Annotated in this window: 15 protein-coding genes and 1 pseudogene; 12 read left to right on the top strand and 4 right to left on the bottom strand. The window is 44.7% G+C overall.

Annotated elements, in window-relative coordinates; genetic code table 11:
• Positions 1–37: 37 nt before the first annotated feature.
• Positions 38–946, bottom strand: coding sequence for a 4'-phosphopantetheinyl transferase superfamily protein (locus QZ938_RS04115; RefSeq protein WP_293349539.1), 909 nt, complete (start codon positions 944–946; stop codon positions 38–40).
• Between the two features lie 1,011 nt (positions 947–1,957).
• Between QZ938_RS04115 and QZ938_RS04110 the strand changes: the two genes are divergently transcribed.
• The 3 genes from QZ938_RS04110 (at position 1,958) to QZ938_RS04100 (ending at position 6,595) form a co-directional block, all read left to right on the top strand.
• On the top strand, positions 1,958–4,735 hold the full coding sequence (locus QZ938_RS04110; protein ID WP_293146969.1) for an ATP-binding protein: 2,778 nt from the start codon (positions 1,958–1,960) through the stop codon (positions 4,733–4,735).
• A 133-nt stretch (positions 4,736–4,868) separates the two neighbouring features.
• Positions 4,869–5,261 carry a response regulator gene (locus QZ938_RS04105; protein ID WP_293349536.1) on the top strand — a complete coding sequence of 131 codons (393 nt, stop codon included), beginning with the start codon at positions 4,869–4,871 and terminating at the stop codon, positions 5,259–5,261.
• Complete coding sequence (locus QZ938_RS04100) at positions 5,258–6,595, top strand: adenylate/guanylate cyclase domain-containing protein (protein ID WP_293146973.1); 1,338 nt, start codon at positions 5,258–5,260, stop codon at positions 6,593–6,595. Before QZ938_RS04105 ends, QZ938_RS04100 begins: the two co-directional genes overlap by 4 nt.
• A gap of 166 nt (positions 6,596–6,761) precedes the next feature.
• Here QZ938_RS04100 and QZ938_RS04095 read toward each other — a convergent pair whose 3' ends face one another.
• The 3 genes from QZ938_RS04095 to tnpA all read right to left on the bottom strand — a co-directional run bounded on the left by QZ938_RS04095 (position 6,762) and on the right by tnpA (position 10,497).
• Complete coding sequence (locus tag QZ938_RS04095; RefSeq protein ID WP_293349533.1) at positions 6,762–8,075, bottom strand: dihydroorotase; 1,314 nt, start codon at positions 8,073–8,075, stop codon at positions 6,762–6,764.
• 484 nt (positions 8,076–8,559) lie between these two features.
• The gene (locus tag QZ938_RS04090; RefSeq protein WP_293349529.1) at positions 8,560–9,909 is read right to left on the bottom strand and encodes a histidine phosphatase family protein; all 1,350 of its coding nucleotides are present in this window, start codon (positions 9,907–9,909) and stop codon (positions 8,560–8,562) included.
• A gap of 174 nt (positions 9,910–10,083) precedes the next feature.
• Positions 10,084–10,497, bottom strand: coding sequence for an IS200/IS605 family transposase (gene tnpA, locus QZ938_RS04085; protein WP_293146979.1), 414 nt, complete (start codon positions 10,495–10,497; stop codon positions 10,084–10,086).
• A gap of 66 nt (positions 10,498–10,563) precedes the next feature.
• Between tnpA and QZ938_RS04080 the strand changes: the two genes are divergently transcribed.
• The 9 genes and pseudogenes from QZ938_RS04080 (at position 10,564) to QZ938_RS04040 (ending at position 20,125) form a co-directional block, all read left to right on the top strand.
• Entirely contained in the window at positions 10,564–11,946 is a 1,383-nt protein-coding gene (locus QZ938_RS04080) for a transposase (RefSeq protein ID WP_363318785.1), read from the top strand.
• A 209-nt stretch (positions 11,947–12,155) separates the two neighbouring features.
• Positions 12,156–13,748 carry a CPBP family glutamic-type intramembrane protease gene (locus QZ938_RS04075; protein WP_293349523.1) on the top strand — a complete coding sequence of 531 codons (1,593 nt, stop codon included), beginning with the start codon at positions 12,156–12,158 and terminating at the stop codon, positions 13,746–13,748.
• Positions 13,749–13,804: 56 nt separating this feature from the next.
• Entirely contained in the window at positions 13,805–13,939 is a 135-nt protein-coding gene (locus tag QZ938_RS04070; RefSeq protein WP_293349520.1) for a hypothetical protein, read from the top strand.
• Positions 13,940–13,992: 53 nt separating this feature from the next.
• Positions 13,993–14,205 (top strand): hypothetical protein, encoded by a 213-nt coding sequence (locus QZ938_RS04065; protein WP_293146987.1) that lies wholly within the window; start codon positions 13,993–13,995, stop codon positions 14,203–14,205.
• A gap of 83 nt (positions 14,206–14,288) precedes the next feature.
• On the top strand, positions 14,289–14,636 hold the full coding sequence (locus tag QZ938_RS04060; protein ID WP_293146989.1) for an NINE protein: 348 nt from the start codon (positions 14,289–14,291) through the stop codon (positions 14,634–14,636).
• Positions 14,637–14,919: 283 nt separating this feature from the next.
• Positions 14,920–15,624: a helix-hairpin-helix domain-containing protein gene (locus QZ938_RS04055; RefSeq protein ID WP_293146991.1), complete on the top strand. Its 705-nt coding sequence runs from the start codon at positions 14,920–14,922 to the stop codon at positions 15,622–15,624.
• Between the two features lie 287 nt (positions 15,625–15,911).
• A pseudogene (locus QZ938_RS04050) lies at positions 15,912–16,034 on the top strand (DUF29 domain-containing protein); the annotation flags it as partial.
• Between the two features lie 197 nt (positions 16,035–16,231).
• The gene (gene chlG / locus QZ938_RS04045; RefSeq protein WP_293146994.1) at positions 16,232–17,242 is read left to right on the top strand and encodes a chlorophyll synthase ChlG; all 1,011 of its coding nucleotides are present in this window, start codon (positions 16,232–16,234) and stop codon (positions 17,240–17,242) included.
• Positions 17,243–17,398: 156 nt separating this feature from the next.
• Positions 17,399–20,125 carry a transglycosylase domain-containing protein gene (locus QZ938_RS04040; protein ID WP_293146996.1) on the top strand — a complete coding sequence of 909 codons (2,727 nt, stop codon included), beginning with the start codon at positions 17,399–17,401 and terminating at the stop codon, positions 20,123–20,125.
• The last annotated feature ends 516 nt before the right edge of the window (positions 20,126–20,641 follow it).

Here is a 20,641-nt window from a genome sequence, read left to right as displayed (position 1 = left end):
TTTTAGAAGTACTAAAGTCCTCACTACGAATCATAGCTCAAAACTTCGCTGTCCATTGCCAACAATGAAGTTTCGAGCAATCTCCTGCAACCGCAACAGCCCCCACGATATCTGAACAGGGCATTAATTCAATTAAAGACCATTTCGATGATTCTTCGGGGTTTTGTTCAACATTTAATAGTGCTGCGGGTTCTCCTGGTGCGAGGGTCACATCAAACTGATTCAGGGGAATAGATAGTCCTTTGCCGACTGCTTTGATGTAGGCTTCTTTCCGAGTCCAGCAGGTGAAAAAAGCAGGGTTTTGGAGATGTTCGGAGAGAGAACGCAGCACGGTGTTTTCTAATGGTGAGAAAAACTTTTCAGCAATCTCTAGACATGGAAAGTTGGGATTTATGCGTTCAATATCGACGCCAATATCTCGATTTTTGGTAATGGCAATTAGCCCAAGTTCGTGAGAGTGAGACAAATTGAAACGCAGGGTATCTCCACTTTGGGCGACGATGAGAGAGGGTTTGCCGTAGGGGTTGTATTCAAAGCTTAAATGGCTGGGATTTATGTGCAGGTAGCGACTCAGAATTTCTCTCAGCGCACCGCGAGTCACAATAAATTGCGATCGATCTTTTGGAAAGTGAAAACGCTCTGCTTTTGTCTGTTCGTCGGTAGAGAGAGTCTCTGCTAAAGTCCGCACGCAAGATGCCGCTTGAGCCAGAGAGACGCGCCAAACATGAATTTCGTTGATGTCTAATGTCAGGTTTTCTGGTGGGGAATTCCACGAAGGAACAACAGCAGTCATGTATTTGCGCTTTTTTTGGGCTTGGTGGGTCAAAATATCGTCTCTGGCGATGAGACTATCGATCGAACTATGGGGGCTTTGGGCGGTGGAAGTTGTTTGCTTGGCGGATGTGTTTCCCGACGTGAAATCGCCAATTACAAAGGATTGTACCATGAGAGGTGCTAATTTTTTGCTTGAGTCTGGCGATCGCACTTGCACGCATCGCACGAGTCTCGATATTATTTTGTATTAGGTAGATTTCACCCCAGAGCGATCGCACTTTTTTGTTGTCAGCGACCTGAAGAAGGAAAATTTAAGCCAATTGGCTTAAACAATTAAGACAAATTGCTAATGTATGTGTTCCGAAAGACGAATATCTTTATTTCAGCTATCAGGTAAAAAATCCGGAATATTTAGTGTTTGTTTTGCACTCAAAATCCGGATATCCGCTCCCAAGTTCCCTTTTACATAATTACGTTTTTCTGGTTTTTATAGCAAAAATTGCAGCTTTAGGGGGGGGGGAAGGATATATTTATTTTTCCTGCGAGCCATCGGGGGCAAAGCTGCCGATAGGCTCGTATTTACAATTTAATAACTTAGGACTCAGCCTAAAAAGTGATTTTACACGCTACTGATAGCCGCAAGTAAGGTGATGCACGCCACACCCTACATCTAGAAGTTCTGCGTCTAGGACTGGAACTGCAACAAATTCCCAAATAATCCGGATATTCACTCTATTTGGTTGTAAAATTAATTACAGTTGTTTTCCTTTGATTCGTTTTGTCAAATAAACTGCGATCGTGATAGCAAATCTAAAGGATGTCTGCTTTTTTCTGTATGCGCGATCGCCAGGATAACTGCCTGCGTATTTACAGCATCATTTTTTTGACAGCACTGAGGAAAAAGGAAATACTGTCTGGCGATGCTTGCGAGTAGGCATCCAAATTTTTAAGGTGGATGTCGGCCACCTACAGTAGTACCTGTAACTAAAGTCAATCAAGAAGTATTAGATGGGGCGATCGCTGTTGCCGGACGATTTGCTTGCTATAATACAGCAAAAATCGCTTGCGTGCACTACAGCAAGGCCAAATTCACAATCAGGGTGCTGGGATAACAAATCATAACTTGTTGGGTGCAACTAATTAAATCCAGAAAGTGTTTTCTAAGCAACAAGTTTTTCCAAGCATGACTACTCCTTCAAACATCAAATTTTTACAACCAACCAAATCTGCTGGCAGATTAGTGGTAAAAGCAGTTCGCTCCCTCCCTTTGCGAACAGTTCTGGTAGTTCCATTCGTGGTGCAAATATTCGCAGCAGTCGGAGTTGTGGGGTATTTGTCATTTCGCAACGGACAGCAAGCTGTTAACGAAGTTGCTACCAAATTACAGGAAGAAATTAGCGATCGCATCTCCGAAAGAATCCAAGCATACATGGCATTTCCCCACCAACTAAATCAATTCAAAGCCAATGCTTTTGAACTGGGGGATCTCAACTTGCAAAACATTCCGCAAATACAGCGCCACTTCTGGAAGCAACTGCAAACTTTTGACACAGTAAGCGTTACATATATTGCCACTCCAGGCGGAGATTTTATTGCCGCGAGGCGCACTAATGAAGGAAATTTTTTATTGCAAGAACGCACCGAACTTACAGACGGCAACATGAATTATTATGCTGCTAACAACCGCGGCGAACCAACGAACTTAGTTAAAGTAAAACCTAAATTTGACCCGCGAGTTCGTCCCTGGTACACAGCAGCAACCGAAGCACAAACGGCAACTTGGAGCAAAATTTACGCCGACTTTACCAGCAAAGGATTGGGAATTACAGCGGCGCAACCGTTATACGACGAATCGGGGCAGTTGCAGGCAATTTTAGGCACTGACTTACTATTTTCGCGAGTTAACGAGTTCCTCCAAAAGTTAAAAATTGGCAAATCTGGGCAAACGTTTATTATCGAGCGATCGGGTGAATTAATTACGACATCAACGCAAGATCCAGTATATTTAATCAAGGGTGAAGAGACAGAAAGAATTCAGGCAACTGCCAGCCAAAACGCCACCATCAGCCTCACTACTAAATACCTGCAAGAACACTTTGGCAACCTCAACAACATTCAGCAAGCCCAACAGCTTAGGTTAAAGATTAAAGACCAGCTACAATTCATGCAAGTTACGCCCCTAAAAGATGACAAAGGTTTGAACTGGCTGATTGTAGTAATTATTCCCGAATCAGATTTCTTGGAACAAATTAATGCCAACAACAAAACTACTGTTCTGCTGTGTATTGCAGCTTTGGCAGCAGCTATAATTGTCGGTATACTAACAGCTAGATGGGTGACAAAACCAATTTTATACTTGAATGAAGCAGCAAAAAATATTACCAAAGGTCAGTGGGGCAAAACTGTAGAAATAAACCGGAATGATGAAGTTGGCGAACTTGCTAACTCATTTCAAACTATGGCACAACAACTGCAATTTTCTTTTGAGGAAATGCAAAGTTTGAATGCTGAATTATCCGAGAGTAAAAGCCGACTCAACCAAATTTTAGAAGCCGTGCCGGTGGGGATATTTGTAGCAGAACCCAGCGGTAAACCTTATTACGTTAATTCTCGAGCTCAATCTTTGCTTGGTAAAGACATGGTTGACGATATGAAATCTGCTGAAATTGGAGAGGTATATCAAATTTATCTCGCCGATAGCGGGGAAATATATCCTCAAGAAAAAGACCCGATAGTGTGTGCTTTTCGAGGGGCAAGTGTCAATGCTGACGATATAGAAATTCACCAGGAAAACAGGACTATTCCGCTGGAAGTTTGGGGAACGCCAATTTATGATGACAAAGGAAAGGTGAATTATGCAATCGCAGCTTTTACCGACATTACCCAACGCAAAGAATCCGAAAAATTAGTAGCCGAATACAACCGCACTCTGGAAGTTCAAGTTACCGAAAGAACCCAAGAACTTAGAACAGCATTAGAAGACCTACAAACCACCCAACAAGAGTTAGTTCATTCAGAAAAAATGGCTGCTTTAGGACAATTAGTAGCGGGAGTTGCCCACGAACTAAATACTCCGCTGGGTGCGATCCGTTCGAGTGCCGGAAATATGAGCAAATTCTTGGGACAAACCCTCTCCAACTTGCCCGAACTTTTTCAATCGTTTTCTCCCGAAGAAGCCGATAACTTCTTCATGTTATTAAATCAATCGCTGCAAAAAGATATAACTTTGACAGCCAAAGAAGAAAGGAAATTAAAGCGAACTTTGGTCGGTCAACTAGAAGATGAAAATATTGACGAAGCCGATGATATCGCGGACACCTTAGTAGATATGGGGATTTATGAAGCGGATGACTTTATGTCTTTGTTGCAAAAACCCGATCGCGAGCTAATCTTAGACATGGCTTACAAACTCACCGAAATCCAGCGAGGTACCCAAACAATTAATACCGCAACGGATCGAGCATCAAAAGTCGTCTTTGCTCTAAAAAATTATGCGAGGCATGACTCTTCAGAAGTGATGATTCAATCGGATTTAGTTGAAGGCATAGAAACCGTACTTACCCTTTATCAAAACAACTTGAAACACGGGGTAGAAGTATTGCGAAACTTCCAAGAAATTGAACCTGTACTCTGCTACCCCGATCAACTAAATCAGGTGTGGACAAATCTCATCCACAATGCCCTGCAAGCGATGGATAATAAAGGTACATTAACTCTGGATGTTTTTCAAGAAAGCAATCGTGTCAAAGTGGCTGTCACGGATAGCGGTAAGGGAATTCCTGAAGAAGTTATCTCGAAAATATTCCAGCCTTTCTTCACAACTAAGCCACCGGGAGAAGGCACAGGTTTAGGGCTTGATATTGTCAGAAAAATCATTGAAAAACATCGCGGTACAATCGAAGTTGCATCGGTTCCTGGCAAAACGACTTTTACCGTTTCTATACCCGTCAATCCCGGATAACCTCTTCGAGGGTAGGCATTGCTCTTATCGCTTCTGCAACTTGCGTTATGCGTTTTTTTTGGGAACAGTGCCTGCCCAACAAACTAGAGGATACACTCAATGGCAAACAAAGAACGGCTGAGAATAAAAAAGTATGTCTAAACCTGTTATCCTGTGCGTTGACGACGAAAAAGTAGTTTTGAAAAGTCTCAAAACTCAACTCAAATCAGCCTTTGGCAATACCTACGTTTATGAATTAGCGGAAAATCCCGCCGATGCTTTAGAATTGATAGATGAATTTAATGACGATGATACAGCGATTATCTTGATTGTTTCTGATTGGTTAATGCCGGGAATGAAAGGAGATGAATTCCTAATTCGCGTCCATAAAAAGTTTCCGAAGATAGTTAAAGTGATGCTGACAGGTCAAGCAGATGAAGATGCTGTTCAAAGAGCATTTGACGAAGCTGATTTGCACCGTTGTTTGCACAAACCTTGGTCGGAAGAAGAGTTAATTGAAACCATTAAAACGGCTTTATCGCTATGAGCAAACAAGTGATTATTTGCGTCGATGACGAAACTACGGTTCTGAAAAGCCTCAAAGCTGAATTAAAAGATGCTTTAGGCAATACTTACCGGATTGAAATTGCGGAAGGAGGTGAGGATGCTCTAGAGTTAGTTGCCGAACTTATGGAAGACGGAGAAGAGATTCCTTTAATTATCTCCGACTACGTGATGCCTGATATGAAAGGAGATGAATTATTGAGGCGGGTTCACGAAATTTCTCCCAAAACTCTCAAGGTGATGCTAACAGGGCAGGCGACAATTGAAGCTGTGGGAAGTGCGATCAAGCACGCGAAACTATACCGCTATATCGGCAAGCCTTGGCAAACTGAAGACTTGAAATTGACCGTGACAGAAGCCGTTCACAGCTACAGTCAGGATAAAAAACTAGCAGCACAAAATGCCGAACTGCGAAAAGTGAATGAGAGGTTAGAAATAGCCTTGGAACTGCAATCACAATTAACTAAGGCTGCCAGACGGTTTGTGCCGAATGAATTTGTCTCGCTACTAAGCCGTGAAAGCTTGGTTGATATCAAACTCGGCGACAGCGTGGAAAAGGAAATGTCTGTCTTGTTTTCTGATATTCGGGATTTTACGACTCTTTCTGAGGGAATGACTCCTCAGGAAAATTTCAAGTTTATTAATTCTTATTTGAGCCGCATGGAGCCAACGATTATTGAAAATAACGGTTTTATTGATAAATACATTGGCGATGCAATTATGGCTTTGTTCGGTCACAGTGCCAGCGATGCTGTGAATGCTGGAATTTCTATGCTACATCGTCTCGACGATTACAATCAACACCGCGTTAATGAGGGCTTTGCACCGATTAAAATTGGGATCGGTATCAATACGGGCAACCTGATGCTGGGAACTGTTGGGGGAACAACGAGGATGGATAGTACGGTGATTAGCGATGCGGTGAATTTAGCTTCCCGCGTGGAAACGATGACGAAAAGTTACGGGGTATCGATGTTAATTACTAACAATACTTTTTTACAGTTAAATGTAAGTGAATACCAAAAATATGCAATCAGAAATATTGGTAGAGTTAGAGTTAAAGGCAAATCTGAGTTGGTGACGATTCATGAAGTATTTGATGCCGATCCGCCGGAAGTTAAAGATGGCAAGTTAGCAACTTTTAATATATTTATAGAGGCTTTGTGGAACTATAGTGCGAGCAAACATAAGGAAGCGGCACAACTGTTTGCTGAGTGCGTTCGCAAAAATCCGCTCGATCGCGTAGCACAGAATTACCTGAAACGTTCTCAGGAAATGCAGTCACTATTAACTGAGGGTAGGTCGGATTTTTTTTGATTGTTTATTAGTCCTATCAGATGCGGTTTGATCGTTCGGAGTTTAGTCTTTAAATCCCAATACGCTTGAGATTATAAAGTCCGATCGGCAAAATGAGAGTGAAAAACAGATACTGTGATTGCTTCGTTCCTCTCTTCGGACAAATCCTAAGCCAAGCGTATTGCCCTTAAACCCAAGTTTGTAGAACTTTTCCGGCTATTTGCTGTCCCAACCAAGGCGTGTTTGCCGATCGCGATTTCAGACTGTGCCCCTCAACCGTCCAAGTCACGAGCGGGTCGAACAAAATCAGCTCAGCAGAGGCTCCCATCGCCACCTTCGCGGGGGTTTGACCGAGACAAACAGAGGGGCCTGTACTCAACACTCGCCACAGTTCTAAAGCGGAAAATTCACCAGTTTCTACGAGTCCGTGCCATAACAGAGGTAGCGCTAATTCCAAGCCGATCGCCCCTGGGGGACTATCCGCAAAAGCCACGGTTTTTTCTTCGTAAGTACGCGGATTGTGGTCGATCGCGATCGCATCAATCACCCCATCTTTCACAGCTTGAATTAAGGCTAATTGGTCGCTCAGATTGCCTAACGGCGGTTCGAGGTGTAAATTCGGATCGTAGGCAAACGAAGCAGTTAAAGCGTTCTTCCCGCCTGCGCCATCTTTGGTATTTCCTGAAATTGCGCCAACATTTAACAGCAAGTGCATCCAAGTCACACTCGCAGTCACCGGCAAACCGCGCGCTTTGGCATCTCGAATCAATTCCACGCTGCGGGCGGTTGAAACGCGCATGATGTGTACCGGAGTTCCCCCAGATGCCACTAACTCCAGGATTGTCGCCAAAGCCGATGTTTCTGCACTGGCGGGAATTCCTGGTAAACCCAAGCGCACGGAGACTGCACCTTCCCGCGCGGCGCCATTTCCGGCTAAAGTGCGATCGCACGGCCACAATGCCACGGACTTATTCAAAGGCTGGATATACTCAAGCAAACGCCTCACCAGAGCCGGATTAGACAGCGGGAAACCGTCGGCAAACCCCACCACCGGAGAGGAGGCAAGCTCCCCCAACTCGGCCATCTGCTGCCCTTTAATGCCCGCTGTCAGCGCGCCCCAAAAATACAAGCGCGGTAGGGAGGGCGACAAATTGCGGATATGTTGTTGCAACAAGGCTAAACCGGCCAAGTTGTCCACAGGTGGGGATGTATCGGGCAAAATTGCCACTCGCGTAAAACCGCCAGCCGCCGCAGCCTGCATTAAGGATTCGAGGGTTTCTCGTTCCTCAAAACCTGGTTCTCCGCTATGACTGTAGATGTCGGCTAATCCTGGCCCTAAAATTAGGCCTCGGCAATCCCGGACTTCTGTGTCGGCGGGAATTTCGGTGATGTTTTCTTCTATTGCTTGGATCTGATTTTCGGTAATTAGAATGTCAGCGGTGCGATCGATCTTTGAAACTGGATCGATTACTCTTATGTTTTGTAGCAGTTCGCGAGTCATATAGAAGGAAGAGGGAAGAGGGAAGAGGGAAGAGGGAAGAGGGAAGAGGGAAGAAGGAAGAGGGAAGAGGGAATAAAGGCCAAGGAAGAGGGAAGAGGGAAGAACGAACCGCGAAGACGCTAAGGACACGAAGGAAGAGGGAAGAAAGGCAAGGGTTTGTGCAATTGATGTTTGGTGGTTGCTATTAAAATTTAGACTTTTGTCCGGCGAAGCGTGGCGGAGGGTATTGGTATTGGTGTTAACTTAAGCTTTAAACGTGCGATCGATCTACTGTTTGATAATTAGGCCGGCCGATCCCCCCTTAGCTTGCCCCCTACTCCCCCTTAAGAAGGGGGGAACCGGAAGCAGTCAAAGTTCCCATGTTCTTAAAGAAGGTTAGGAATATTCTCAAAGTCCCCCTTTTTAAGGGGGATTTAGGGGGATCTAGACTACGCTAACAGCGAGATTGATCGAGGATTTTAGACTTAAGTTAACACCTGAAAAATTACAGTGCTCCGGCTGCTGTTTGGTCAAATACGCCGCCGCTTAAATGAGTTGTGATATTCATCGCCTGCAATACTGGCAAACCATCGGGGCCGTGGGGATAATCTATTACGCTAACGGCGCCGTTTCCTTGTTTGAATTTCCAGAAATGTTCGGGTTCTAAGTTGAATAGGTGGCAGAGAAGGGCTTTGTTGACGGCATCGTGAGCTACTACAATCCCGGTACCGCTAACTGATTTTACAATTTCTCGCCAAGCTGCGATCGCCCTTGTCGAAACTTGCTCCAAATTTTCTCCTTCTGGCATTTGCACGTTTTCAGGAGATGTTTTCCATTCTTCGAGCAAACCTGGATAGGATGCTTCTATTTCTGATTCAAATTTTCCTTCCCAAAGTCCGTGGCTAATTTCGCGCAATTCGTCGCGGAGTTCCAGTTGCAAATCGCCGTGATATTTCAGAATAATTTCGGCAGTTTCTTTCGGGCGCAGCATGGAACTGCTGATGGCAAAATCTAATTTTACATCTTTCAGAAATTCTGCGGCTTGCCGAGCTTGTTCGCGACCGTTATCGTTGAGAGGTACGTCAATTTGTCCTTGAAATTTACCTGCTCTATTCCAGTCTGTTTCGCCGTGACGCACTAGCAACAAGCGCGGGCCGCTGTGTCCGTCCCTCGGTTTGGGGAAGATTTCTCCGGTATGGGCGGTTAAATTTAGCGATTCTAATTGAACTGCAATTTTTGGTTTTGGCTCTGTTTGTTCATCGGCAGAGCCCAAATTGATGACACTAATTCCGCAATTTGATTGTTGAATTGATTGATAGTAATCTGGGGCGATTTCTGAAGCTGTGGCGATGAGGGCGCGGTTGATTCCGTTGTGACCTACTACTAGAATTGTACCTGAACTGTGGCGCGATATCAGCTCTTGCCAAAAATTGCGGGCGTTAGCAAAAATTGCCAATACTGGAAAGTGTTCGATTTCTCCTTCGGGGGAAGGGATTTTCATGGAAAATTTGTCGGGATGTTGTTGCCATTGCTGATATGCTTCGGGGAATTGGTCGATCGCCTCTTGACGCAGCATTCCTTCCCACAATGGCAAATCGATTTCCATCAATTTATCAGTTGGTTCGAGTTGTGGCGGATTTGTCAAGCGCGACAGGATGATTTCGGCGGTTTCTTTGGCTCGTTGCAGGGGACTTGTATAGGCGGCATCAAAGGTGATACTGCTCAGGATGTCGCCTACTTGGTTTGCGCCGGCGCGGCCTGCTTCTGTCAAAATTGATTTATCAAGGCGGCCTTGGATGCGACGTTCTTGATTGTAGGTGCTTTTGCCGTGACGGACTAAGATAATGCGGGTCATTCGATTTTAGATTTTAGATTTTAGATTTTAGCTAGGCAGACGGGAATCCCCACACTATACCGATCGAAGGTTAGTGTGGGATTCTCATGCGCGTGAGACGAGGATTCCACCTGTTCACAATCTCAAAGCTATGCTTTGAACCCTGGGCAGGTGGATTACGAGACGAACAAACTCTTATTCTACAGGTCTATCTTGCTCCTCAATGTATTTCTTTAATTGCTCAACCGTCACGCTGCCACAGGTCGCAATAAAATATCCATTTGTCCAAAAAACATCTTTCCAGTAAACTTTTTCAACTTCATCTACAAACTCTTTCCGCAAATAACGACTAGATACAGTCTTAAGATTGTTGATCAGCTTACTTGGTTCAGTTTGCGGTGTATATTGAAGCAACAAATGTACGTGGTCACGCTCACCATTAAATTCTACCAATCTTCCTTCCCATTTTTCCATCAAGTTCTTGAAAATATCCTCAAGCCTGGACAACATTGGATCGGTCAGAACTTTCCGCCGATATTTGGTTGTCAACACTAAGTGACACTTGAGATCGGAAACCCCTCTGGCTTTATGGATAAAATCTTTACTCACAGACTTGACACTAAACAACATCCTCTGATAAAGTAACACTAATCGATGCCTATCGGCTGTGATGTAATGAAAGCAACCTACCAGTACCAATTCTATCCCGACACCAATCAAAAGTTAACACTTAACCAATGGATCAGAATTTGCCGTTATTGGTACAATCGCCAATTAGGAGATAGATTCGATTGGTGGGAAAGAAACCGTACTGCCATAAATGCTTGTCCATTAATTGCTAGTATCTCTGCGCCCCGCGCGCAGCCCAACTACTACTCCCAAAAACAACAATTACCCGTCATCAAAAAAGACCTAGTAAAAGTCTTTCACAGTGGTGAACTATTGGACTTTAAGCAGGTAGATTCAACTATTCTGCAAGATGTCTCTAAGCGAGTAGATAAAGCCTTTGAGCGGTTTATCGTAGGAGACAGTAAAGGCGGGCGATCGGGTAAACCCCGATTCAAAACTGAAGCGAATTACCGAACGATGACTTTTTGTACGGCTAACAGCGATTGGATTAAGTTAGTTCGCAAGAACTGGTTTTACATCCGACTGCCAAAGTTGGGCATCGTAAAAGTTCGGATGCACCGCCCAATCCCTAATGGATTTACCATCAAACAAATTAGTGTAACTAGAAAATCTGACGGTTGGTTTATTCAAATAATGCTTGAAGACGCTTCAATTCCGCAGCTTATTCCTGACAAAGTTTCCCCAAGCTGGGACAACTCAATTGGGCTGGATGCGGTACTGCATGAAGATGTCTACCTAGCAACATCATCTGGCGAAAAGCTACCTTCGTTAAAACCACTTCGCAGAAACCAATCTAAATTAGACCGCATTTCAAAAAAGCGGAACAGACGGAAGCGCGGTTCTAAGTCCCGACGGAAATTAGCGAAAAAAGAAGCGAGACAGCACCAAAAAATAGCGCGTTCTCGCCAAGACTTTCATTACAAAACAGCCCACAAACTTGTCAGGTCAGGAGCTAAATTCTTTTTTCATGAGGATCTGAACTTAAAGGGCTTAACTAAACGGAATAAAGTCAAGCAAGATGATAAGGGTACTTACCTTCCAAACGGTCAATCAGCAAAATCAGGATTGAATAAATCTTGGTTGGATGCTGCATTCGGTCAATTTTTCAAGACACTGGAATACATAGCCGAAAAAGCTGGGTCAGTTGTCGTTCCGCAAAAACCTGCTTATACCTCAATGATTCTGTGCTATCGGAATGAAATCGTTTTCACCGATTGCGGTATGCGGAATTATTGGGATGAGCAGCATTCTTTAATAGTTGATCGCGATCTTAATGCCGCGATAAATTTGAAGAGACTTGGGTTGGGCATTTTCCCAAGTATAAAACGCCGTAGCGGGAATCTTTCTGTAGTAGGAACTATGGATGCCAGTACCGTAAAGGAAATTTTGCACACCCTTCATCGGGCTGCAAAGATGCCCACATCATAACTGTACTCAGTTTGACGTGGGAGTATGTCACCCTGTTACTGAGTCCGTGGGTGTTGGTGCGTACCTTTCCCACTCTTCGGGTGCGAGGCGAGTCAAAAAGATTAACCAGTGAGATTTTAGCAGGTGGCGGGATACTCTCGGCTGCAAAAGCCTATGATTAAAGATGGGAAAGACTTAGACACAGATTTGCGCGGGACGGAAAACTAGGAATGACACTGAAACGGATAATTTTAGGTATTTTAACGGCGATCGCGATCGCCCTGGTCGGTTTATCTTTACTTGCTAGTTGGAGTGAACCCCAAATCCAAAGCCGGCTGGAACTCTACCAGACCAATTTGCTGCTGCACGCCTCGGAGTGGGAAGGAGCAAATAATCAGGGTGCTAATTTAACTTCGGCGCGCAACAATATTATCGGTTCCGATCCTATAAATACGGCTTTGGCGCAATATCAAGAAGCACGAGATTCGACTCAACAAACTCTCGAAAAAAATCAATCTTCATTAAAAAAACTTCAGTCTGCCATTGCCTCTGTCTCTGAGGATAATACTCTGAATTTTGCTCAAAAAAAAGCAGTGGAAGAGTCGGTAAAACAACAGTCAGCGCTGCTAAATGAACTTGACTTGCGCCTAGGAATTTTGCAGGCAAGCAGCGGTAAAACTCAGGTGGAGCTCCAAACTTGGAAAAATTTACTTGAGCGCTACAAAACTGATATTGATTACGATTCTTCGGCTGCAACTGCTCAAGTTTTAACGGGAATTTGGAGCAATCCGCCTCAACTGCTGCCGGATGCTGAGCCACGCATTCAAAAGTCTTTGGATGGGTGGTTTCGCTATCGCGCTCTAGCACAACTTTACAAGCTGCAAGAACGTTCTAAAGAGCTGGTGGCGCTGCAAGCAGCAGAGCAAGTAACGGCTGAGCAAGCTATAGAAAAGTTGGCAATTGTTGTTGGCGTTCCGGCTATATCTCTTTGTATCGGCACGATTTTGCTGGTTGGTTTGAGCGTGCAGTGGCTGTTGCAGCGCCAGCAGTTAGATAAGGCAGGTTCGGGGCCACTGTTGGCGCGCAATGCCAGCTTGACTTGGGATGTGCCTTGGGATGGCGAGATTGTTTGGCAGGTGCTGGTGGTCGGCTTTTTCTTTGTCGGGCAAATCTTGATTCCCTATTTTTTACTGCCAGTTTCTCTAGCTGTTCTTAAACTGAGCCCTGCTACTTTTGACGGGCGCGAAAAGGCTTTTTATATCTTTGCTACTTATTTGTTGCTGTCGGCTGGCGGGCTTTCGGTACTGTATTTTTCTGTCAAGTCTTTTTTACCTTTACCTGATGGTTGGTTTCGGATTGATTGGCGGGGAAATTGGTTTTTGTGGGGCTTTGGTGGCTATTTTGTAGCTTTGCCTTTGGTGGTTGTGGTGTCGCTGATCAATCAACAATTATGGCAGGGACAAGGCGGCAGCAATCCGATTTTGCCGATCGTCCTTGAAGGTAGGGACAACGTGGCTCTGGCGGTGTTTTTCGGCACTGCTGCGATCGCCGCTCCGGTTTTTGAGGAAATCGTGTTTCGGGGCTTTCTACTGCCTTCTCTGACTCGCTATTTGCCTGTTTCTGGGGCGATCGCAGCTTCGGCTTTTTTGTTTGCGGTGGCTCACTTGAGTGTCTCTGAGATTCTGCCTTTGGCGACTTTGGGCGCGGTGTTGGGGTTTGTGTACACGCGATCGCGCAATCTCCTCGCCCCCATGCTTCTCCACAGTCTTTGGAATAGCGGAACTCTCCTGAGTCTGTTTCTTTTGGGCGGTGGCGCAGGTTAATTCGGGCGGTTGTTAATAATTGTGAATAAACCGGGCTTTTGTGACATCTATCGGCATTGTCTGCTGAGGTGGAATTTGGCGATCGCCCGGTTGCCAACTTTAACGGAAAAACTTGTTTTAACATGGAAGTAATATCTTGTAGGTCGATCGATGTCAGGTTAGCCCGGGCGATCGCACCCAACCGAGCGTGACCATTCTGCTAATTTTTATGTTAAATTTAAGTAAGGATGAGGTTTCAAACCCAATGAGCAATTTCAACAGCCACAAGTTAGAGAGAACGCCAAGTTGGATGCGTTTCGCACCCTACGCAGCCCTAGGCATTTTAATATTTTCTTTCAATTCCGGTAGCGAACTCAATTATTTCTTGAGAGGCTACTCAGTCATTCTACAGGCTCAAGCCGGTATAGTTCTGCTGTATTTTGCGATGTCCAAGTTTCGCAAAAACCCAAATAAATGAGTAAAAATTAGTAATATTGCTTGCCTCGATCGCATTCGTTGTCGATCGCGTTCGTTAAAGTAAAAAACTGGGGAAAGGGAAAAATGGTAAAAGATAAAACCGTAGCAGTTGTGTTAGCTTTCTTTATCGGAGGTTTCGGAGGTCACAAATTTTATTTGGGCAACAATGTAGCAGGAGTATTTTATTTGCTCTTTTCCTGGACATTAATTCCCTCACTGATCGCATTTTTCGATTTTATCGGTCTGCTGCTGATGTCGGAACAAGCTTTTCAGCTACAGTACAATGGCGGAATGTTGCCGTCTGGGTATGCCCTCAGAGGTGCAAAAGATGTCACAGGGGCGATCGCAGAATTGAAAGGACTTTACGATATGGGCGCAATTACCGCCGAAGAATATGAAGAAAAACGCCAAAAACTGCTGCGGGAATTGTAATTTAGAAGTTCGGCCACGGATTGTGTAACCGATTTAACAGATTTAACGTATCTAAGCAAGAATGGAAGCCACTATCAAAAGGCTGGGATTTAAACAAGAGTCAAAGATAAACCAATACGCTTCAGTTAAGCCCGGAGATCCCCCCTAACCCCCCTTACAAAGGGGGGGACAAGATATTCTCAAAGTCCCCCGACTATCAGGGGGATTTAGGGGGATATCCGGGGAAGAAACATTTTTAAGTGAACCGTATTGAAATCTAAAGTCGATAGAGGATAGAACTAAAGTGTCTCAAGAGTTATACTGGCTGCGTCAAACTCCAAACTGGGTGTGGTATTCTTTTATTCCCTACTTCGGCGGATTGGCGATCGCCTATGCAGGGCAAAAAACAAATATTCGCAGTTGGATGGGATGGGGTGTTTGCTTTACTTTAGCAGCACTAGCGCTATCTTCTTCAGCTAATTTCGGCACCCTCGTTTGGATAGCTCAAATTGTCACAGCCTTTTCTTTGAAAAAACGCTATCTGATCAAAACCGCACCCAGAGGCTTGCTGGTTCCTGCAACTGCGACAAATGCCGAAGAACTAGCCAACGTGCGCGGCAAAATAGATATTAACGAGTGCACCAAAGATGATATGGTCAAAATCTTGGGTTTGCCGATCGTCTACGCTAACGATATTGAATCTTTGCAAAACGAAGGCTACCTTTTTACCCACGCCGAAGAGTTATCGGAAATCGCCGGAGTTCCCGAAAGTCACGTCAGACGCATCGCCCCGATGATTTGCTTTAGCTACAATTATCAAAAAGAATCCCAATTTACTTGGAAACGGTTAAATATTCTTTCGCCCGAAGAGTTGATCCAAAGCGGTTTAGATCGGGTTGTGGCTGAAACCATAGTTAGAGAAAGGCAGATCAAAGGCGCATACAAATCAGTTGTTGATGTCAAGCGGCGGACGGGACTGCCTTTTGATTCATACCGCCATATTTGTTAGTTTGCAGTTTTCCTAATATAGCTAGTCGTAGGGTGTGTCGCTATCACAATTTTTAGGAAAAACAGACAATCTCAATAGCAACGCACCTCGGATATTGAATGAACCTAGAGTCGTAGGGTGTGTCGCTATCGATTATCTTTAAAAAAAACCGACAATCTCAATAGAGACACACCTCGGAACTTGAATGAACCTATCAGTGTGTGAGGTGCGTCGCCATGAGATTCGCAATTAAATCCGAGAGATTAAAAATGGCGACACACCCTACGAAGACTTAATGTTATGCGGATGCAGTAGAACAAGCAAGTGCTGAAACTGAATTGTCGATAGAGACGTTTCCGCAATTGTCCGTTTATACTTCTACTGAGGTTCTAGATTCCAACTTTTTGCCAGATGAAATAATCTCAAAGTAGCATAGTGTGAAAACCCGATCGCCAGATCGTAATTAATCCCATATCAAAAAATATAATACCCAGATTTCCGACAACTTCTCCCAAGTCAGGGATCTAAAAAATTGTGGACTAGACAATGCTTGGAATATTGGTGCTATTCTACAGAATTATTAAAATGCAAAACGACACAACAGCAGATTACCCCTAAAATCACACTTATGTCTGACTCTCCTCCATCCCAAACTCCCCCAGAAACCGCAGCAGACAGTCCTCAAGCAGACAGCCGCAGTGCCAAAACTCGGCAAATGTTGGGTATGAAAGGGGCTGCTAGCGGGGAAACTTCCATCTGGAAGATTCGCTTGCAACTGATGAAACCGATTACCTGGATTCCCCTGATGTGGGGCGTGGTGTGCGGGGCGGCTTCTTCGGGAAACTATGTTTGGAATTTAGAGAATTTTGCGATCGCCTCCGCTTGTATGTTGATGTCAGGGCCTTTGCTGGCTGGCTACACTCAAACTTTGAACGATTTTTACGATCGCGACATCGACGCCATTAACGAGCCCTACCGTCCAATTCCGTCGGGGATTATCTCGATTCCCCAAGTAGTTACCCAAATTTTGGTATTATTAGCCGCAGGCATTGCGGTGGCCTATGCTCTAGACTTGTGGGCTGGTCATGAATTCCCCATCATGACTGTTTTGACTCTCGGCGGTGCATTTTTGGCTTACATCTACTCTGCACCACCGCTGAAACTCAAGCAGAATGGCTGGTTGGGAAATTATGCCCTAGGTGCTAGCTACATTGCTCTGCCTTGGTGGGCAGGTCAAGCTTTGTTTGGTACACTAGATCCCACCATTATGGTTTTGACGCTGTTTTACAGTTTGGCAGGACTGGGAATTGCGATCGTAAATGATTTCAAAAGTGTCGAGGGCGATCGCCAATTAGGGTTAAAATCTTTGCCAGTGATGTTTGGCATCGGCACCGCAGCCTGGATTTGCGTGTTGATGATCGACATATTTCAAGCAGGCATTGCAGGCTACCTGATCGGCATTCACCAAAACCTTTACGCTGTCATTCTCCTGCTGTTGATCGTTCCCCAAATCACTTTTCAGGATATGTACTTTTTGCGTAATCCCCTGGAAAATGATGTTAAATATCAGGCAAGTGCTCAGCCTTTCCTGGTACTGGGTATGCTGGTAGCGGGTTTGGCACTGGGCCATGCTGGTTGAGAAAAATTTTGAGTTGGCAATTTTGAGTTAAATATTTTTAACCAAAAATAAAAAACTCAAGATTATGCACAGTTTTCTTGAAGAAAAAATGTCAAATTAAAAATTAAAAATTGAAGGGGGTTAGCCTTTTTAATTTTTAATTTTTAATTTAAATTGATGAGGTTTGAAGGTCTGAACGTGTCAGAATTTTTCTCAAATATCAAGGATAAATTGAGTAAAGTCACTAAGGGAGTAGGCGATAATTCCGATCTAGAATCGCCAAATGCTGCCAATAGCACCGGGCTAAACTCATCGCAATCCCCGCCTGAATTGTCGGGGCGGATAACTGGTGAGCGATCGGAGTATGTGATATCAGAAGATGCTGAACCTCCAGAAGAGTCAGAATTAGCATCAGAATATTCCGACTCAGAACAGGATGAATTTCCCATAGTCAAGCGCGATTGGGAAGGCTTGAGGCGCTTAATAGTTTGGTTGGAAATTGAACCTCAAGTTAGCAGCTTGCAAGAAAAAGGCAAGAGATTGTTGGGGCCGGGCTTGAGTTTGCTGGGAACTAAATTACCAGAACAATCTCATAGTAGCGAGTTGCCGGAAAGTATTGCACCGCCGAATACCAAACTGCAAATAAATACCGAACTACAGGAAAGTATTGCACCGCCAAATACCGAACTGCAAATAAATACCGAACTACAGGAAAGTATTGCACCGCCAAATACCGAACTGCAAATAAATACCGAACTACAGGAAAATAGCGCACCGACAAATACCGAACTACAGGAAAGTATTGCACCGCAGGAAGATAGCGCACCGCAGAAAAATACTAAAAAATGGATCTCCCGCCGCCCGAGATTTTGGATAGGTTTAGGTATTCTCAGTATAGGAAGTGGCGCTTTAATCTACGGTTTGTGGATTTTATATACCTTAGACAAAGGTTTGCCGGATGTTAACGATTTGTCGGCTTTTAACCGCGACGGGACGCTGACAATTAAGGCTGCTGACAATACGATTTTGTTGCAGTCGGGGCCGGCAACTAGAGATAAGCTGAAACTGAAGGAAATTCCCGAACTGTTGACTAAAGCTTTTATTTCGATAGAAGACCGCCGTTTTTACGAACATCGCGGGGTGGATTATCAAGGTATTGTGCGATCGATCGCTTCAAATGTGATAGCCAGAGATTTGGTGCAGGGCGGCAGTACAATTACCCAACAATTGGCCCGCGTGGTTTTTCTCAATCAGGAAAGAAGCCTTAAGCGGAAGGTTCGGGAAGCTCTTTTAGCTCAAAAAATAGAGCGGGAGTTGACCAAAGAACAAGTCTTAGAAAGATATTTAAATCTGGTTTATTTGGGCTCAGATGCTTATGGAGTGGCGGATGCAGCTTGGGTTTTCTTTAGCAAACCAGTCGATAAATTAACTTTGGCAGAGATGGCAACTTTGGCGGGTTTGCCGCCGGCCCCGAGTGAATATTCGCCTTTGGTAAATCCGAATATTGCTAAGGAACGCCGCAATATTGTGCTGCAACAAATGCAGGAAGCGAAGGTAATTACAGAGGCTCAGGCGAAGGAAGCCCAGGCGGAACCGATAAAAGTAAAACAAAGTCAGCCGAAACGATTTAAAGTAGTCGCGCCTTATTTTGCTAGTTACATTCGCAAGGAATTGCCGCGCTATGTTTCTAAGGATGCTTTGGAATCGGGCGGCTTGACTGTCGAGACGACGGTGGATTTGAAGTGGCAGAAAATAGCGGAAAAAGTTGTTAAAGATGCGATCGAGGTTGATGGCCGCCGTCAGGGTTTTGAACAGGCGGCTTTGGTTTCAATAGAGGCTAAAACAGGGGAAGTTAAGGCTTTAGTCGGTGGCGGAAGTTTTAAGGAAAGTCAGTTTAATCGCGCTACCCAGGCTTTGCGCCAGCCCGGATCGACGTTTAAAGGGTTGGTTTATGCGGCGGCTATGGGGGCGGGTTTTTCGCCTTACGACAGCTATGAAGATGCGCCAATTATTATCGACGGCTATCAACCGAATAATTACGGGAAAAAGTTTAGCGGTTGGCGATCGATCTCTGATGCTTTGACGAGTTCGGTAAATGTCGTAGCTGTCAGGGTGTTGATGGATGTCGGGTTTGAACCGGCAATCAAATTAGCCCACGATATGGGAATTAAGTCTAAATTAAGTCCGATTTATTCCCTGGCTTTGGGTTCGTCTGAGGTGAATTTGCTGGAGTTAACTAATGCTTACGGTACTTTAGCGTCGGAAGGTAATTTTATTGAAGCGCACGGAATTACTAAGGTGATTAATCAGCGGGGAGATGTGATTTATAAGGCTGATTTTAAACCGAAGCGGGTTTTGGATAAGGATAGTGCGGCAATTACTACTTGGATGTTGGAGGGTGTCGTGACTGGTGGTACGGGCGGGCCTGCTTCTTTGGGCGATCGCGCTGTAGCTGGTAAAACTGGTACTTCGGAAAAGGTGCGGGATTTGTGGTTTATCGGTTACATTCCGCAGGTGGTGACTGGGGTTTGGCTGGGGAATGATGACAATTATCCGACGGGGGGAACTAGCGGTACTGCTGCTTACAATTGGCGCGATTTTATGAATCAAGCTGTGAAGGGAATGCCGGTTCAGGAGTTTCCGAAGTTACCTAAGTTGGAGGGCCGCAAAGGCAGTATTAAGGCGAAACCCGTCGAACCGAAGGAGATTATTCGAGGGATGATTATGAATGACGATGGTGCGATCGTGCCTTACAATCCCAATCCCGAGCCCAAACACCGGGAACCGGCGTATCAAGAACCAGCTTATCAAGAACCAGCTTATCAAGAACCAGCCTATAAAGAGCCTGCTTATCAAGAACCAGCTTATCAAGAACCGGAACGTTATCAAGAACCGAGATATTAAACTCTTAAAGAAGACGGCGGTTGAAACCGCGTCTATACAAACAAAACCCGCCTCCGCGGGTTGAATTCTTCTTAATCTCGCTTGAGTTTCACCATAAAAAAGCCATCCATAAGAAGACGGCGGTTGAAACCGCGTCTATACAAACAAAACCTGCCTCCGCGGGTTGAATTCTTCTTAATCTCGTTTCAGCCGCACCATAAAAATCCATAAGAAGACGGCGGTTGAAACCGCGTCTATACAAACAAAACCCGCCTCCGCGGGTTGAATTCTTCTTAATCTCGCTTGAGTTTTACCATAAAAATCCATAAGAAGACGGCGGTTGAAACCGCGTCTATACAAACAAAACCCGCCTCCGCGGGTTGAATTCTTCTTAATCTCGCTTGAGTTTCACCATAAAAATCCATAAGAAGACGGCGGTTGAAACCGCGTCTATACAAACAAAACCCGCCTCCGCGGGTTGAATTCTTCTTAATCTCGCTTGAGTTTCACCATAAAAATCCATAAGAAGACGGCGGT

The sequence above is a fragment of the Microcoleus sp. CAWBG27 genome (assembly GCF_020883145.1).
In the GTDB taxonomy this organism is placed as follows: domain Bacteria; phylum Cyanobacteriota; class Cyanobacteriia; order Cyanobacteriales; family Microcoleaceae; genus Microcoleus.
The sequence above is the reverse complement of the archived record's forward strand: the minus strand, read 5'-3'. Positions and strand labels throughout refer to the sequence as shown.